The sequence below is a fragment of the Salegentibacter tibetensis genome, from assembly GCF_020164485.1.
Classification (GTDB): Bacteria; Bacteroidota; Bacteroidia; order Flavobacteriales; family Flavobacteriaceae; genus Salegentibacter; species Salegentibacter tibetensis.
In genome coordinates this window covers 20,992-36,251 of record NZ_JAIQZA010000019.1, presented here as the reverse complement: position 1 = coordinate 36,251, position 15,260 = coordinate 20,992, and the positions used below count along the sequence as shown (strand labels likewise).

Genomic DNA, 15,260 nt, shown 5'->3' with positions numbered 1-15,260 from the left:
AATAGAAAAATTATGTACGGAAAGATAAAAGACCATTTACAAAAGGAACTGAAACAAATTGAAGAAGACGGGCTTTTTAAAAAAGAACGCATAATTACCGGACCTCAGGATGCGGTAATCAAAATTTCTACAGGGCAGGAAGTGATTAATTTCTGCGCCAATAATTATTTAGGGCTTTCCTCCCATCCGGAAGTTATTCAGGCGGCAAAAGATACTATGGACACCCACGGATTTGGAATGTCTAGCGTTAGGTTTATTTGCGGAACCCAGGATATCCATAAAGAACTGGAACAAAAAATTGCCGATTTCTACGGAACAGAAGATACTATTCTATACGCTGCGTGTTTTGACGCCAATGGCGGAATTTTTGAACCGCTTTTAACTAAGGAAGATGCGATAATTTCAGATTCCCTAAACCACGCCTCTATTATTGATGGGGTGCGTTTATGTAAGGCGGCGAGATATCGGTACCAAAACGGCGATATGGCCGATTTGGAAAAACAACTTCAGGATGCTAACGAAAAAGGAGCCAGATTTAAACTTATCGTAACCGATGGTGTTTTCTCCATGGACGGGCTTGTAGCTCCCCTGGACAAAATTTGTGACCTGGCCGATAAATATGATGCATTGGTAATGATAGATGAATGCCACGCAACCGGGTTTATTGGCGAAAAAGGTATTGGAACCCTGGAAGAAAAAGGGGTTATGGATCGCGTAGATATCATCACAGGAACGCTAGGAAAAGCACTTGGTGGTGCTATGGGCGGCTATACCACGGCTAAAAAGGAAATTATAGAGTTGCTAAGACAACGCTCAAGACCCTATTTATTTTCAAATTCCCTTGCTCCTTCCATTGTTGGTGCCTCGATTAAGGTATTTGATATGCTTAAAAACGATAATAGCCTAAGAGAAAAACTAAAAAGCAACACCGAATATTTTAAGAAAGGAATTAAAGATGCTGGTTTTGATATTATTGATGGAGAATCTGCAATTGTTCCGGTAATGCTCTATGATGCCAAACTTTCCCAAAAAATGGCAGAAAGGCTATTGGAAGAAGGCATTTATGTAATTGGATTCTTTTATCCTGTGGTGCCAAAAGAAAAGGCCAGAATAAGAGTACAACTGTCTGCAGCTCACGAGCAAGAACATTTAGACAATGCAATATCTGCATTTATTAAAGTTGGAAAAGAGCTAGAAGTAATTTAAGTTTTGATACTGTTAAAATATAGAACATTTGTATTGAAAATTTAGCAAAAACAAAGGCTTACAATTCTTAAAAAGCTCTCTAAAACGGCATTATTCAAGGGTTTATTAAGAAAACTTTATTATTTTATGCTTTGCCAATAAGCTTTAACAGTCTACTTTTGTTAACAATTAACACTTAAAACTAAACTATTAAATATGAAACATCTTAGCAAAATTTTATTCGCTACAATGTTGGTTCTGGGCATTACTTCGGTAACTGCACAGGATGCTAACAATCCTTGGTCTATAGGAGTTAAGACCAACGTGGTAGATTTTTACCCTACCGGTGGAGATGCTCCCTTAGGTGGAACTTTCGAAGATTTTTTCAATACTGGAGACCACTGGAATATTATTCCTTCTTTTTCTAAATTGACCCTAGGTAGATATATTGGGTCTGGTCTTGTATTTGAAATTGGAGGTTCTGTTAACCAAATAGATAAATTTGGAGATAGAGCTATTAACGACCTTACTTATTATGCCCTAGACGGTACATTTGACTATAGTTTACGAGCACTACTTAACGAAGGTTGGATAGATCCTTATGTAGGTGTAGGTGGTGGTTATACCTGGATTGGAGATCAGGGTAGTGAAGATATTTCTAATTTAGACACCCCTACCCTAAACGGTAAATTTGGTTTAAATTTTTGGTTTTCAGACCACGTTGCTTTTACAGTTGAATCTATGTATAAGCACGTTTTCGAAATAGATAATGGTACTCACTTTCAACACTCTGCCGGTGTGAAATTTATGTTTGGTGGAGTTGACTCTGATGGTGATGGTATTTACGATAAAGATGATGAATGTCCTGAAATTCCTGGATTACCAGAATTTAACGGATGCCCAGATTCTGACGGTGATGGTATCCCAGATCATTTAGATGCCTGTCCAGATGTTGCCGGTCTAGCTGAATTTGATGGATGTCCTGATACTGATGGTGATGGTATCCCAGATCCTGAAGATGAGTGTCCAGAAGTAGCCGGACTTGCTGAATTTAATGGATGTCCTGATACCGATGGTGACGGGGTTCCAGATCATAAAGATGATTGTCCAGAAGAAGCCGGACCAGTTGAAAACAACGGATGTCCTTACGAAGATCGTGATGGTGATGGTGTTTTAGATAAAGACGACGAATGTCCAGATGTTCCTGGAACTGCCGCTAACAATGGATGTCCAGAGCCAGACGTAGAAGTTATTTCTGAATTAAACGAATATTCTAAAACTGTATTGTTCGACTTGAACAAAGCAACTATTAGAACAGATTCAGAAGAAGCTCTTCAGTCTATCGCTGAAATAATGAACGAATATTCAAACACAATCTTCCACATTGAAGGTCATACCGATAGTACCGGTAGTGCAGAATACAACGAGAAATTATCTCGTGAACGTGCTGCTTCAGTAAAAGCATGGTTGGAAGAGAATGGTATCCCAAGCAGCAGATTGACTTCTGAAGGTTATGGTGAAGAAAGACCAATTGCAACTAACAACACTGCAGCTGGAAGACAAGACAACCGTAGGGTTGAGATTTCTTTGGATAAAGACAAAGAAATGAAAGGTTCTAGCGATAATCAGTAATTAGTTAGATAATAAATCTAGAAAAACGCTCCGGTTTCCGGGGCGTTTTTTATTTTTAGCCTATGGTATCTTTTATTTCAGGAGTTCTTAGAGAACTCATTTCTTCCAGAGAAAATATTTCAGAAATTATCTTTATTCTTCCCAGCAAGCGTGCGGGAAGTTTTCTTTTAAAAGAACTTTCTGCGTTAAGCGAAAATCACATTTTCGCGCCTAAAGTTTATAGCATTGAAGAGTTCACGGAAGTTATTTCTGAAACCAAAACAGTAGATAATACGCTTACTCTTTTTGAATTTTATAACGTCTATAAAGGAATTACGCCCATAGAAGAGCAGGAAGATTTTGAAACTTTTACGGCCTGGGCGCAAAGCTTAATTCACGATTTTAACGAAATAGACCGCTACTTAATAGACTACAAAAGTTTTTTTAATTACCTGGCAAATGTACAGGACTTAAAGCACTGGTCAATTCAGGAACCCAAAACCGAACTCATAAATAATTATTTATCCTTTTGGAATAGCCTACCCGCCTTTTATGAAGCTTTAAAAAAGGAATTATTTTCAAAAAATACCGGCTACCAGGGACTCATTTACAGAAAAGCATCAGAAAATATTACTGGATACATCGAAAAGAATAACGCTAAACATATTTTCATAGGTTTTAATGCCCTTAATACAGCCGAGCAACAAATCGTGCAGCATTTATTGGAAAACGATCGTGCAGAGATCTATTGGGATCTAGATAATGTGTTTGTAAAAGACGGGCAGCACGATGCTTCACTCTTTATAAACCAATATTTAAAAGCCTGGCCGGTTTATCGTGAAAAACAGGCAAAACTAAATGTAAATGAATATGGCAAACCAAAGAATATTCAGCTTACCGGGATTCCCAAAAATGTTGGGCAGGCAAAATATTTAGGGGAATTACTGGCAAATTTAGATGAAGAAACGCTTCAGGAAACCGCGGTTGTTTTAGGGGAAGAAGACCTTTTGCTCCCGGTGCTGAACAGTTTACCTCACAATGTACAGGATTTGAACATCACGATGGGTTTTCCACTTAAAAATGCGCCTATAGCTTCTCTGTTTGACAAGCTGTTCCAAATACATCAAAATACCGCTTCAGCTCACTATTACAAAGATGTGATTTCGGTAATAAACCATCCTGCTTTAAATGAAATATTAAACCTGGAAACCGAGGTTTTTATTGAAGAAATCCAATCAAAAAACATGGTCAATCTTTCTGAAAAGGAAATAATAAATTCATTTTCCACAGAAGCAAGACCTTTAATCCAAGCCTGTTTTAAAAGCTGGAACAATACCCCCATTAAAGCCCTTGAAGCTTTTCAGCAAATAATTAACCAGGTGAAAAAACATTATAAAAACGGTCAAAATAAGCTGGGCCTTGAGTTTTTGTATCAATTTCATGTGCTGTTCAATAAACTGGAGAACTTAAACGACGCCTATCCCCATTTAAAATCGGTTAAATCGCTTTACCAGTTTTATAAAGAAATCATAAGTACCCAAAGTTTGGATTTTCAGGGACGGCCATTTAAAGGTTTGCAGCTAATGGGAATGCTGGAGTCACGTGCTTTAGATTTTAAAAATGTTATTATATGCTCGGTGAATGAAGGCGTTTTACCTTCAGGAAAATCGGGGAGTTCGTTTATTCCTTTCGATTTAAAGCAAACCTACAAACTGCCTACCTACAAGGAAAAAGATGCGGTTTACACTTATCATTTTTACCGCTTATTGCAACGAGCGCAAAACGTACATTTGCTTTATAATACAGAAACCAATGGATTAAATTCAGGTGAAAAAAGCAGGTTTCTCACCCAATTAGAAATCGAGAAACAACCGGCACATCAACTCACTCACGCCATGGTGAGTCCAAAAGTTCCTGCGATTAAAAATGAACTTCGGGAAGTTAAAAAAACACCGGAGATTATGGAAAAATTAAAATCTCTCGCTGCTTCTGGCTTCTCCCCTTCTGCCCTCACTTCCTACATTAGAAATCCCTTAGATTTTTACAGGCAGTACGTTTTAGGTATTCGTGACCGGGAAGAAGTAGAAGAAACTGTTGCTTACAACACACTGGGCACGGTGGTGCACGATAGCCTTGAAAATTTCTACAAGCCCCTCGAGGATAAACTACTTACTGCGGAAGATATTCAGGCTTTTAAATCTAAAATTCAAGAAGAGATTACCCTTCAGTTTAAAAAGTCTTATATGAACGGACCGGTAAACCAAGGTAAAAACCTCTTAATTTACGAAGTGGCTAAACGCTACCTTCTCAATTTTTTAAATCTGGAATTAGAACGACTTAAGACCGAAGAGATCAAAATCCTAAAAATTGAGAAAACTTTAAAATCTGAAATTAGGATAGAGAATCTTGATTTTCCGATATTTATGCGCGGAAAAGTGGACCGCGTAGAAAATACCAACGGTACCACCAGGATTATTGATTATAAAACTGGAAAGGTAACCCAGGATAAAATTGAAATTGTAGAATGGGAAGACCTCACTTCAGATTACGATAAATACAGCAAAAGTTTTCAGGTTTTAGCATATACAAAGATGATGCAAGATCAAAATTCATTGGATTTACCGGTTGAAGCGGGCATCATTTCATTTAAAAATTTAAAAGGCGGATTTTTAAAATTCGGCAAGAAAGATAAACCAAGGACAAGAAATAAAGAAACTGCTATAACTAAGGAGATTCTAGATGCATTTGAGATAGAATTAAAGAAACTAATTCTCGAAATTTGCGATCATGAAATTCCCTTTACAGAAAAAGAAATATAAAATACCTATGGAAATTACTAAAAGAACCAACCTCCAGATTGATGGAAAACACAATAAACCCATCCTTATAGATCTAATTTTTAACGACGATAAAAAGCCTAAGCCAATCGTAATTTTTTGCCACGGCTATAAAGGTTTTAAGGACTGGGGCGCCTGGGATAAAATGGGAGAATTTTATGCTGAAAAGGGCTATTTCTTTGTTAAATTTAATTTTTCGCATAACGGGACCTCTCCTGAAAGTCCTACTGAGTTCTTGAATATCGAAGCTTTTGGTGATAACAATTACATTAAAGAGCTTGACGATTTACAAACAGTTATAGATTGGGTTCTAACACCCGATTTTAACGAAGCGCAACAAATTGATGTGAAGAGCATCAACCTAATTGGGCATTCCCGTGGCGGCGGAATTGCCATTATAAAGGCCGCTGAAGAAGAAAGGATCAATAAACTAATTACCCTTGCCGCAGTAAGCGATTTTGCTTCGCGTTTTCCTAAGGAAAAAGAACTGGAAGCCTGGGAGAAAAAAGGTGTACAGTATATAAAAAATACCAGGACTGGGCAGCAATTGCCGCATCATTATCAGTTCTACAAGAATTTTAAAGAGAACAAAGAGCGCTTGAATATTCAGAAGTCAACCAAAAAGCTCGATATTCCGCATTTTATTGCGCACGGAAGTAATGACACCACCGTTTCTATTGCAGATGCCGGGAATTTGTTCGAGTGGAGCCCAATATCAAAACTGCTCTTAGTTGAAAATGCCGATCACGTTTTTGGTATTTCCCACCCGTGGAATAAGGACGAATTAACCAAAGAATTTCAGCATGTACTCAACAGAACTGCTACCTTTCTCGATGCTAAAGTACAGGATCTAAAGGATGAATATATAGATAGCGACGAAGCAGATTCGTAAGCTTTTTAAAAGTATTATTTTATTAAAAACTGTCTTAAATTAAGGTTTGGGGCAGTTTTTTTGTTATTTATAATTCTAAGATGAGAAACTCAGAAACAAAAAAACCACCGCGAAAAACGGTGGTTTTGTGGAGAATATCGGAGTCGAACCGATGACCTTTTGGCTGCCAGCCAAACGCTCTAGCCAGCTGAGCTAATCCCCCAATTGGAAGGCAAATGTAATAATTTTCTGTAAATTTCAACACAGAACTTTTATTTATTATTCTGAATAAAAATGATTAGAAAAGCAACCTTAAAAGACCTCAACGAAATCAAAAAACTTACTGAAGCCTGTGCTGAAGCACTTCAGGAACAAAATATTTTTCAATGGAACGAGCATTATCCTTCCCGGGAAAAGCTTAAAAATGATATTCAAGAGGATAACTTATTCGTTTACGAAATAGAAAATCGCATTATTGCCATTATCGTACTTACCCAAAAAATGGATGCGGTGTACCGCGATATCACCTGGATAACCAAAACCGGCAACAATTTATATGTTCACAGGCTGGCAACGCACCCCAATTTCTGGGGAAAGGGTTACGCCAGAAAAATGATGGATTTTGCCGAAAAATTCGCTAGAAATCAAAATTTCACTTCTATAAGGCTGGATACTTTCAGTAAGAATCTTCGGAATCAAAAGTTTTATGAAGCCCGTGGATACAAGAAACTTGGAAATGTCTATTTTCCACATAAAAATGAATATCCGTTTCATTGTTACGAAAAACCAATGTTTAAATCTGAAGACAAAAATTGAGGAAATTCCTAAGAATTTAAACCTGTAGATAAGGCTTTAAAATAAAGCATTCTATATTTGCTGCTGAAAAAACCACTTTTGGAATCTTCCGTTAGTTTTAAAAATATAAACCGCATTGCCATTCCCGCGATTATCGCGGGAATAGCCGAACCGCTTATCTCCCTAACCGATATTGCGGTGATAGGGAATGTACAGGAAAACTCGGTAGAGGCCCTGGCCGCAGCGGGAATTGTTGGTTCATTTCTTTCGGCAATAATTTGGATTGTTGCGCAAACCAAAACCGCCATTTCGGCGATTGTTTCACAACATTTGGGCGCAAATCGGCTTCACGCGGTAAAAACCCTTATTCCCCAGGCAATTTATTTCAATTTTGCTTTTAGCCTGGTGATTTATGCTACTACTGCTTTTTTTGCTGAGGCAATCTTTAGTGCCTATAATGCTGAAGGTTTGATTTTACAATATTCTGAGGAATATTATCAAATTCGCGCTTTAGGCTATCCGTTAACTTTGGTGACTTTTGCGATTTTTGGTGTATTTCGCGGATTACAAAATACGCTTTGGGCAATGAAATGCAGCCTTGCCGGTGCCGGGATAAATGTAGCCCTGGATTTTCTACTGGTTTACGGCATCGACGGACTTATTCCTGCGATGCACCTTAAAGGTGCTGCTTATGCCAGCCTGGCAGCGCAGGCTACGATGCTGATTATGGCGCTATGGTTTTTCTTTAAAAAGACCCCTTTTCATTTAAAATTAAGTTTTACTATTAATCCGCGGTTAAAAGGACTTTTACTTATGGCCGCCAACCTTTTTGTTAGGACGGCCGCCCTCAATTTCGCAATCTACCTCGCCAATGCTTACGCCACAGATTACGGGAAAAACTATATCGCAGCGCAAAGTATTTTGATGAATATTTGGCTCTTTTTCAGCTTTTTTATAGATGGTTATGCTAACGCCGGCAATGCGATTGGCGGTAAATTACTCGGTTCTCGTGATTATAAGAATCTGTGGGAACTCAGTAAAAAAATAAGCAAATACGCAGTTTTAATCGCGTTTATGCTAATGGCTATTTGCGGACTTTTTTACAACCAAATCGGTTTAGTTTTTAATAAAGACGTGACGGTCCTGGCTATATTTTCTTCGGTGTTTTGGATCGTTTTATTAATGCAGCCTGTAAATGCTATCGCGTTTATGTTCGACGGTATTTTTAAAGGCCTGGGCGAGGCAAAATACCTTCGGAACTTACTACTCGTAGCTACTTTTCTGGGCTTCACTCCTGCTCTATTAATTTCAGATTATTTCGGATTAAAACTTTATGGAATTTGGATCGCATTTTTCGTGTGGATGCTTATTCGCAGCGCCGGTTTAGTGATCAAATTCCGAAGGAAATATTTGCAAAAAGAAGTCTGATAGTTCAGTGCGCAGCGTGCAGGCTCAGTTGGCAGTTGGCAGTTGGGTTTCTGGTCTAAAATTGAAACTTCAATTCTTTTCTAAAACAAATCAACTATTTATTTACTGCAAACTGCAACTGCCTACTGTAAACTTTAAGCGACAGGTTTAAAATTGAATTCTAAATTATTAAACCAAAAAAGATTATATCAACACTAATCTTTCTAAATTTGGTTATTCAGCTAACTGAAATTCTATTTTATGGCAACCACACGAGAAAACGGAAGTTTATACACCAATATTGAAAACGGAATCGCACACCTGGAATTTGGCCATCCGGCCAGTAATTCTTTTCCTTCAGAATTGTTGGATCGGCTAGAGAAAGAGTTCCAGAAATTATCTGAAGACGACAGCGTAAAGGTGATTTTATTAAAATCTGAAGGAGAAAAAGCCTTTTGTGCCGGTGCTTCTTTTGACGAGCTGGTGGCGATTGAAACCATGCAGGAGGGAAAATTATTTTTCTCCGGTTTTGCCAAAGTATTAAATGCGATGCGAAAATGTAAAAAACTCATTGTGGGACGCATCCAGGGTAAAACCGTTGGAGGTGGCGTTGGGCTGGTTGCAGCTTGCGATTACGCCATGGCTACTGATGCTGCTGCAGTTAAACTTTCAGAAATTAGTATAGGGATTGGCCCATTTGTGATTGCCCCGGCCGTAGAGCGTAAAATTGGCATGGGTGCACTTGGGGAATTAAGCCTGGCAGCCCACGAATGGAAAAATGCTTACTGGGCTAAAGATAAAGGACTTTATGCACGTGTTTTTGAAAGTTTAAAGGATTTGGATAAGGAAGTTACAATTTTTACCCAAAAACTAGCTTCCTATAATCCCGAAGCCCTTTATGAAATGAAACAAATGCTTTGGAAAAACACCGATAACTGGGACAAATTACTAGCCGAAAGAGCTGCTATTTCCGGGGAATTAGTACTTTCCGATTTTACTAAAAAGGCTTTAAATAAATATAAAAAATAAAAAATGTTTCTACATTTATTTTGACAAAACGGGTGAGAAGGCACATGGCCTTGGATATTCTATAGGTAATAACCTTCTTTTTTAACTTCTTGGTTTTCTAATAATTGCCGGTCTTTTTGGTTTTTTTCTTCGTAAAAGAATCAGAAATAACGAGCGCCAAGATAAAAAATAGACCCCTGTTTTTGATATTTCAAACTTGTTGTGGGTTTCTGTTATTGGGAAATTAGCATCCCTATAACATATTTCTTAGGCATAAAAGCTTAATTTCAACCTTAGAAACCAAATTATGAGTTTACCACAACAGCATTTACCAAAAGACAGACCTGCTACCCGGGAACAGGAATGGGGTTTTACCATTTGGGATTTTATTGCCGATAACTGGCTTTATCTGCTTGGGATTTTATTAATTCTTGCAATTTTCTTTTATGCCCGTTATAACTGGAGAAGAAGACAGCAGAAAAACCGTATGAACTAATGGGAGAAGATACCTGGGAGTTTTTAAGTTTCCTTAGCGGAATGGGGTTCTGGCTCATTTTAGCCATCGTTCTAATTGTAGTGGTTCTGTATAAGAAATACTTCAAATAGTTACCTGGTTTTTAACCAACCGGTAATACTTAACCGGGCTGTTTTTACCGGTTTCACCTCATGTTCCAGCACCTGACTTTCAAAAATTACCACGCGACCAGGCATAGGGTAAATAGCTTTAGAAACCTCAACCCCGTTTTCTTCGGAATAAATTACCAGTTCCCCGCCATTTTCCGGCTTCCAGTCTTCTTCATTTAAATAACAAACCATAGAAAGTTTACGCCGACCATCATTTTGAAACGTATCTAAATGTCGTTGATAGAAAGTACCTTCAGGATAAAGAGCGTAGTGAAATTCTTTGGTTAAAATTCCGAGGAAACAGGTTTTGTTCAGGTAAGCTACGAGCAAATTAATTTTGCTGAAAAACAGGCTCTCAGCCTCACCGAATTCAGCTTCATTAAGCCACAGGATAAAATCTCCCCGAATAGATTTTGCAACAATTTCGTTGGTTTTATTACCAATTGCTGCTTTCTTGAACTGGGCTTCTTCAAACTTCGACTTTAAGGAATTCCGTAGCAAGGAAACTTCTTCAGCATTAAAAAAGTCATCTACAATACTATATTGATTTTCTACCAGATCGGTAATAATACTTTCGTAAAACGGATTCTCTTTAAAATCCAGTTGGTCAAAAAGTTCGGTGGTGTTTTGTGCTTCCATTTTCAAAATAAAAAAGTCTACAAATATACTTCAGAAAGTTAAATGTGGCGTCAAAAAATATAACGCTAAAAAACCCTTAACTTTGCAAAAAATAACCTGCGATGAGCAAGATTAGGATTACCAAAAAGTTTTCTTTTGAAACCGGACACGCCCTTTATGGCTACGACGGCAAATGCCGAAATGTACACGGCCACAGCTACAAACTAAGTGTTTGCGTAATTGGAGAACCTATTACCGATAAAGATAATGTAAAGTTTGGGATGGTCATAGATTTTGGGGATCTTAAAAAGATCGTTAAATCTGAAATTGTAGACCAGTTTGACCACGCAACGGTTTTTAATAAAAACACCCCGCACGTAGAACTTGCTGAAGAATTAAAAAATCGCGGGCACCATGTTATCCTGGTTGAATACCAACCAACAAGCGAAAATATGGTAGTTGATTTTGCTGATAAAATCCAGAAACACCTACCAGATCATATAAAACTTCACTCGTTAAAACTTCAGGAAACAGAATCCAGTTTTGCGGAGTGGTATGCCAGCGATCAGACCCTATCCCAATAACATCGGGATTGATAAGAAGATTAAGACGAAAGGGTTAAAACACGTAGACCTCACAGGTTTCAAGAACCTGTGAGGTCTTTTATTAAAATATTTATATTTACAGCTTAGAATAATAATCTATGACCATCCTACAAGGCAAAAAAGTCTATTTTTCCAGCGATAATCACCTGGGTGCACCTACACAGGAAGAAAGTAGACCACGGGAATTAAGGTTTGTGAAATGGTTGGATGAAATTAAGAAAGACGCTGCTGCTATCTTCCTTTTAGGTGATTTATTCGATTTTTGGTTTGAATATAAACACGCTGTACCGAAAGGTTTTGTAAGGGTTTTAGGAAAATTAGCAGAAATTAAAGATAGTGGCATCCCGGTTTATTTTTTCGTCGGGAACCACGATTTGTGGATGCAGGATTATTTTGAAAAAGAACTCAATATCCCGGTATTTCATAAGCCGAAAGAATTTCAATTTAATAACAAAAGCTTTCTTGTGGGCCACGGCGACGGCCTGGGTCCCGGGGACCACGGCTATAAACGGATGAAAAAAGTGTTTACCAATCCGTTTTCAAAATGGCTTTATCGTTGGTTGCACCCCGATCTGGGAATTCCATTAGCGCAGTATTTTTCGGTAAAAAACAAAGCAATTTCGGGAGACGAAGAGCAGGAATTTTTAGGCGAAGGAAAGGAATGGCTTATTCAATATTGCCGTCGCAAATTAGAGGAAAAACACTACGATTATTTTCTCTTTGGCCATCGCCATTTGCCTTTAGAAATCGATCTAAACGGAAAATCTACTTACATTAATACCGGCGACTGGATCAATTTTTATACGTATGCAGTTTTTGATGGTAAAAAGACTGTTTTGAAGAAATTGGAAAAATAAATAATTTTATTTTCTATAGTGATAGCGACAAGCAGCTATCATTAATTGATCTTTTTCAAACTTATAAACCAGCCGATGTTCCGAGGTGATACGTCTAGACCAATAGCCCTGCAAATCTCCTTTTAAAGCTTCAGGTTTACCAATACCTTCTTGTGGAGTTCTAAGACAACTTTTAATCAGTGTATTAATTCGTTTAAGAATCTTTTTATCTACTTTTTGCCAATACAAATAATCTTCCCACGAAGTTAAAGACCAAACCAATCGCATTATTCAACAATATCTTTGTGGACAACAGATCCGGCTTCCAATTCCTGAATAGATTTCAACAAAACATCCCTATTATTCCCACTTAACAAATAAGTAGTTTCTTTAAGCGAATTATATTCGTCCAATGATATTAAAACAAGATCCTTACCTCCTTTACGCTTAATGATCACATCACTTACATCATTTATTACTTTATCAAACCAATATTTAAGATTTGACCGAAAATTGCTATAATTTACTGTTTCCATTCTACAAAAATACACAGGAGTACTTAAATAAGTACTTTTAATCTTGATTTTAACAATTTGATTAAATGAATTTTATCAGAAGAATAATTAATTCCTCCCACAACCTTTTAGATAATCTTCCAGGTTTAATTTAAACAAGGTGCCCTCAATTAAGTCTGAAATTTCCTCCAGTTCCAGTGCGCTTACAGCAAAATCCATTTTTTCTAAGGGAGACCTTAATAAAATATTCCTGCAGGATTTATGTCGATTGCAATTGCCGCAGTTATAAAATTTAGCCTTTTGAATATTTTGGGAAAAACGCTCGATTTCCTCGGGCAATAGGTAGAAACCCATATCCTTAAAAACCATTTGCACCCTTCGGGAGTCGGCATTTGTTACATTTTTCTTCCACCTAAAAGCAATACCAAGCTTGTTATGATATATTAAAGCAACATCTTCCATTTAAAATAATTTACTTACTAAGTGAGATTTAAAATCTTACCCGAGGTAGTTTACTCAAAGATAAAAATATTATTTAAAATGAATCTAAATAGAATAGATTTATTCACTGATGTCCCTTAATCGTAACTGAATAGAAACATTACCATTCCATTCATTTTCATCTAAAGAATACACGGCTTTGAAACTTTTCTTCTCTGAAATTGTTTCAAATTTTTCCCCCAAACCAAAACCAATCATATCAAAAATAGCAGGTTTTCCTTTTTGCTTAACCTGGCATTTGAGATGGGCCTCATCGGCACCTACACATTTTCCGTAGCCTGTATCGGTAAGGTTTTGTGTCATAAAAATGGGTGTCATATTGCCGGGGCCAAAAGGGGCAAATTGTTTTAAAATCCTGAAAAATTTCGGAGTAATTTCATCCAGGTCAATTTGGGCATCCACCAAAATTTCAGGCGTAAGCAGACGTTTATCTATAGTTTCAGAAACAACCGATTCAAACTTAGCTTTAAAATTTTCATATTCCGAAGCTTCTAAGGTGAGCCCCGCCGCGTATTTATGTCCGCCAAATTGCTCAATGTGTTCTTTACATGCTTCCAAAGCATTGTAAACATCAAATCCCTTCACCGATCGCGCCGAAGCCGCCAGTTTCTCCCCGCTTTTAGTAAAAACCAGGGTTGGACGGTAATAGGTTTCGGTAAGGCGTGAAGCTACAATGCCAATTACTCCCTTATGCCAGGCTTCGTGATACACTACAGTACTAAAACGCTGTTGTTCCTGTAATTCTTCTATTTGCTCCAGTGCTTCCACCGTAATCGCTTTATCGGTAGTTTTTCTTTCCGAATTAAAATTCTCAATTTCCGAAGCAAATGCCATTGCGGTAGCTTCATTCTCTTCCGTAAGTAAATTCACAGCATGCAGGCCGTGTTTCATCCTTCCGGCCGCATTTATACGCGGGGCAATGACAAATACAACATCAGTTATCGTGAGTTTTTCCTTTCTTATCTGGGCTAAAATCGCCTTAAACCCCATTCTGGGAGCAACGTTAATTACATTTAAGCCATGATAAGCGAGAATTCGATTTTCGCCGGTTATCGGTACAATATCGGCACCAATGGCGGTTGCTACAAGATCAAGATAAGGCAGTAAAACTTCAAGAGTGCCACCCCTTTTGGTATTTATAGCCTGAATCAATTTAAACCCAACCCCGCAACCACAAAGTTCTTTATAGGGATATTCGCAATCTTCCCGTTTAGGATCCAAAACCGCAATGGCTTCAGGAATTGTATTGCCGGGCCGGTGGTGGTCGCAAATAATAAAATCGACCCCTTTCTCAGCGGCGTACGCCACTTTATCAATGGCTTTAATCCCGCAATCCAGGGCAATTATCAATGAAATCTCGTTATCGGCGGCAAAATCGATTCCCTGATAAGAAACACCATAACCTTCAGCGTATCTATCCGGAATATAGGTCGCCACATTTGGTGTAAGGGTTCTAAGATACGAAGACATTAAAGCCACACTCGTGGTGCCATCTACGTCATAATCGCCGTAAACCATAATATTTTCTTCGGAAGCGATCGCCTGCTGCATTCGATTTACAGCCACCTCCATATCTTTCATCAGGTATGGATCGTGGAGATCGTCCAGGCTGGGCCGGAAAAACTTTTTTGCTGCTTCAAAAGTATCTATTCCCCGCTGAACCAAAAGTATGGCAACAGCTGGCGCCACCCCTAATTCTCCGGCAAGCTTATTAACAACTAAAGAATCGGGTTTAGGTTTTAAAGTCCAGCGCATGTTAAGTTTTTTTCAAAAATACGTATTGTATTTCAATCCCAATCAGAGGGATTTCACTAAAACCGGCTTTCAAAAAATTTCAGCAATTAATT

General features: G+C 38.0%; 15 protein-coding genes and 1 tRNA gene. 10 read left to right on the top strand and 6 right to left on the bottom strand.

Annotation, left to right across the window (positions count from 1 at the left end; all coding sequences use genetic code 11):
* The first annotated feature begins 12 nt into the window (after nucleotides 1–12).
* The 4 genes from kbl to LB467_RS11100 all read left to right on the top strand — a co-directional run bounded on the left by kbl (nucleotide 13) and on the right by LB467_RS11100 (nucleotide 6,525).
* Nucleotides 13–1,206, top strand: a complete 1,194-nt coding sequence (gene kbl, locus LB467_RS11115; protein ID WP_224474111.1) for a glycine C-acetyltransferase — start codon at nucleotides 13–15, stop codon at nucleotides 1,204–1,206.
* Nucleotides 1,207–1,401: 195 nt separating this feature from the next.
* Complete coding sequence (locus tag LB467_RS11110; RefSeq protein WP_224474110.1) at nucleotides 1,402–2,817, top strand: OmpA family protein; 1,416 nt, start codon at nucleotides 1,402–1,404, stop codon at nucleotides 2,815–2,817.
* A gap of 62 nt (nucleotides 2,818–2,879) precedes the next feature.
* Entirely contained in the window at nucleotides 2,880–5,615 is a 2,736-nt protein-coding gene (locus LB467_RS11105; RefSeq protein WP_224474109.1) for a PD-(D/E)XK nuclease family protein, read from the top strand.
* Nucleotides 5,584–6,525 (top strand): alpha/beta hydrolase family protein, encoded by a 942-nt coding sequence (locus LB467_RS11100; protein ID WP_224474108.1) that lies wholly within the window; start codon nucleotides 5,584–5,586, stop codon nucleotides 6,523–6,525. The genes LB467_RS11105 and LB467_RS11100 overlap by 32 nt, the downstream gene beginning before the upstream one ends.
* Nucleotides 6,526–6,653: 128 nt before the next feature.
* Here LB467_RS11100 and LB467_RS11095 read toward each other — a convergent pair.
* Nucleotides 6,654–6,727, bottom strand: a tRNA-Ala gene (locus LB467_RS11095).
* A gap of 71 nt (nucleotides 6,728–6,798) precedes the next feature.
* Here LB467_RS11095 and LB467_RS11090 point away from each other — a divergent pair.
* The 4 genes from LB467_RS11090 to LB467_RS11075 all read left to right on the top strand — a co-directional run bounded on the left by LB467_RS11090 (nucleotide 6,799) and on the right by LB467_RS11075 (nucleotide 10,210).
* Nucleotides 6,799–7,320: a GNAT family N-acetyltransferase gene (locus LB467_RS11090; protein ID WP_224474107.1), complete on the top strand. Its 522-nt coding sequence runs from the start codon at nucleotides 6,799–6,801 to the stop codon at nucleotides 7,318–7,320.
* A gap of 78 nt (nucleotides 7,321–7,398) precedes the next feature.
* Nucleotides 7,399–8,727 carry an MATE family efflux transporter gene (locus tag LB467_RS11085; protein ID WP_224474106.1) on the top strand — a complete coding sequence of 443 codons (1,329 nt, stop codon included), beginning with the start codon at nucleotides 7,399–7,401 and terminating at the stop codon, nucleotides 8,725–8,727.
* A 240-nt stretch (nucleotides 8,728–8,967) separates the two neighbouring features.
* Nucleotides 8,968–9,735, top strand: a complete 768-nt coding sequence (locus LB467_RS11080) for an enoyl-CoA hydratase/isomerase family protein (RefSeq protein WP_224474105.1) — start codon at nucleotides 8,968–8,970, stop codon at nucleotides 9,733–9,735.
* A gap of 286 nt (nucleotides 9,736–10,021) precedes the next feature.
* Nucleotides 10,022–10,210, top strand: coding sequence for a hypothetical protein (locus LB467_RS11075; protein WP_224474104.1), 189 nt, complete (start codon nucleotides 10,022–10,024; stop codon nucleotides 10,208–10,210).
* Between the two features lie 110 nt (nucleotides 10,211–10,320).
* Here LB467_RS11075 and LB467_RS11070 read toward each other — a convergent pair whose 3' ends face one another.
* On the bottom strand, nucleotides 10,321–10,977 hold the full coding sequence (locus tag LB467_RS11070) for a 2OG-Fe(II) oxygenase (RefSeq protein WP_224474103.1): 657 nt from the start codon (nucleotides 10,975–10,977) through the stop codon (nucleotides 10,321–10,323).
* 101 nt (nucleotides 10,978–11,078) lie between these two features.
* Here LB467_RS11070 and LB467_RS11065 point away from each other — a divergent pair, with 101 nt between their 5' ends.
* A complete protein-coding gene (locus LB467_RS11065) occupies nucleotides 11,079–11,540 on the top strand; it encodes a 6-pyruvoyl trahydropterin synthase family protein (protein WP_224474102.1) in 462 nt (153 codons plus the stop codon).
* 119 nt (nucleotides 11,541–11,659) lie between these two features.
* Nucleotides 11,660–12,418 carry a UDP-2,3-diacylglucosamine diphosphatase gene (locus LB467_RS11060; protein WP_224474101.1) on the top strand — a complete coding sequence of 253 codons (759 nt, stop codon included), beginning with the start codon at nucleotides 11,660–11,662 and terminating at the stop codon, nucleotides 12,416–12,418.
* 6 nt (nucleotides 12,419–12,424) lie between these two features.
* Here LB467_RS11060 and LB467_RS11055 read toward each other — a convergent pair whose 3' ends face one another.
* From LB467_RS11055 to recJ, 4 genes are all read right to left on the bottom strand, one after another.
* Complete coding sequence (locus LB467_RS11055) at nucleotides 12,425–12,685, bottom strand: Txe/YoeB family addiction module toxin (protein WP_224474100.1); 261 nt, start codon at nucleotides 12,683–12,685, stop codon at nucleotides 12,425–12,427.
* The gene (locus LB467_RS11050) at nucleotides 12,685–12,933 is read right to left on the bottom strand and encodes a type II toxin-antitoxin system Phd/YefM family antitoxin (protein ID WP_224474099.1); all 249 of its coding nucleotides are present in this window, start codon (nucleotides 12,931–12,933) and stop codon (nucleotides 12,685–12,687) included. Before LB467_RS11050 ends, LB467_RS11055 begins: the two co-directional genes overlap by 1 nt.
* An 87-nt stretch (nucleotides 12,934–13,020) precedes the next feature.
* Complete coding sequence (locus LB467_RS11045; RefSeq protein ID WP_224474098.1) at nucleotides 13,021–13,374, bottom strand: hypothetical protein; 354 nt, start codon at nucleotides 13,372–13,374, stop codon at nucleotides 13,021–13,023.
* 99 nt (nucleotides 13,375–13,473) lie between these two features.
* On the bottom strand, nucleotides 13,474–15,168 hold the full coding sequence (recJ, locus tag LB467_RS11040) for a single-stranded-DNA-specific exonuclease RecJ (RefSeq protein ID WP_224474097.1): 1,695 nt from the start codon (nucleotides 15,166–15,168) through the stop codon (nucleotides 13,474–13,476).
* Between the last annotated feature and the right edge of the window lie 92 nt (nucleotides 15,169–15,260).

Coding starts and splice junctions, on each gene's coding strand:
- LB467_RS11075 (WP_224474104.1), top strand. CDS start 10,022: ATGAGTTTACCACAACAGCATTTACCAAAAGACAGACCTGCTACCCGG.
- LB467_RS11050 (WP_224474099.1), bottom strand. CDS start 12,933: ATGGAAACAGTAAATTATAGCAATTTTCGGTCAAATCTTAAATATTGG.
- LB467_RS11100 (WP_224474108.1), top strand. CDS start 5,584: ATGAAATTCCCTTTACAGAAAAAGAAATATAAAATACCTATGGAAATT.
- recJ (WP_224474097.1), bottom strand. CDS start 15,168: ATGCGCTGGACTTTAAAACCTAAACCCGATTCTTTAGTTGTTAATAAG.
- LB467_RS11060 (WP_224474101.1), top strand. CDS start 11,660: ATGACCATCCTACAAGGCAAAAAAGTCTATTTTTCCAGCGATAATCAC.
- LB467_RS11070 (WP_224474103.1), bottom strand. CDS start 10,977: ATGGAAGCACAAAACACCACCGAACTTTTTGACCAACTGGATTTTAAA.
- LB467_RS11105 (WP_224474109.1), top strand. CDS start 2,880: ATGGTATCTTTTATTTCAGGAGTTCTTAGAGAACTCATTTCTTCCAGA.
- LB467_RS11110 (WP_224474110.1), top strand. CDS start 1,402: ATGAAACATCTTAGCAAAATTTTATTCGCTACAATGTTGGTTCTGGGC.
- LB467_RS11065 (WP_224474102.1), top strand. CDS start 11,079: ATGAGCAAGATTAGGATTACCAAAAAGTTTTCTTTTGAAACCGGACAC.
- LB467_RS11090 (WP_224474107.1), top strand. CDS start 6,799: ATGATTAGAAAAGCAACCTTAAAAGACCTCAACGAAATCAAAAAACTT.
- LB467_RS11045 (WP_224474098.1), bottom strand. CDS start 13,374: ATGGAAGATGTTGCTTTAATATATCATAACAAGCTTGGTATTGCTTTT.
- kbl (WP_224474111.1), top strand. CDS start 13: ATGTACGGAAAGATAAAAGACCATTTACAAAAGGAACTGAAACAAATT.
- LB467_RS11055 (WP_224474100.1), bottom strand. CDS start 12,685: ATGCGATTGGTTTGGTCTTTAACTTCGTGGGAAGATTATTTGTATTGG.
- LB467_RS11080 (WP_224474105.1), top strand. CDS start 8,968: ATGGCAACCACACGAGAAAACGGAAGTTTATACACCAATATTGAAAAC.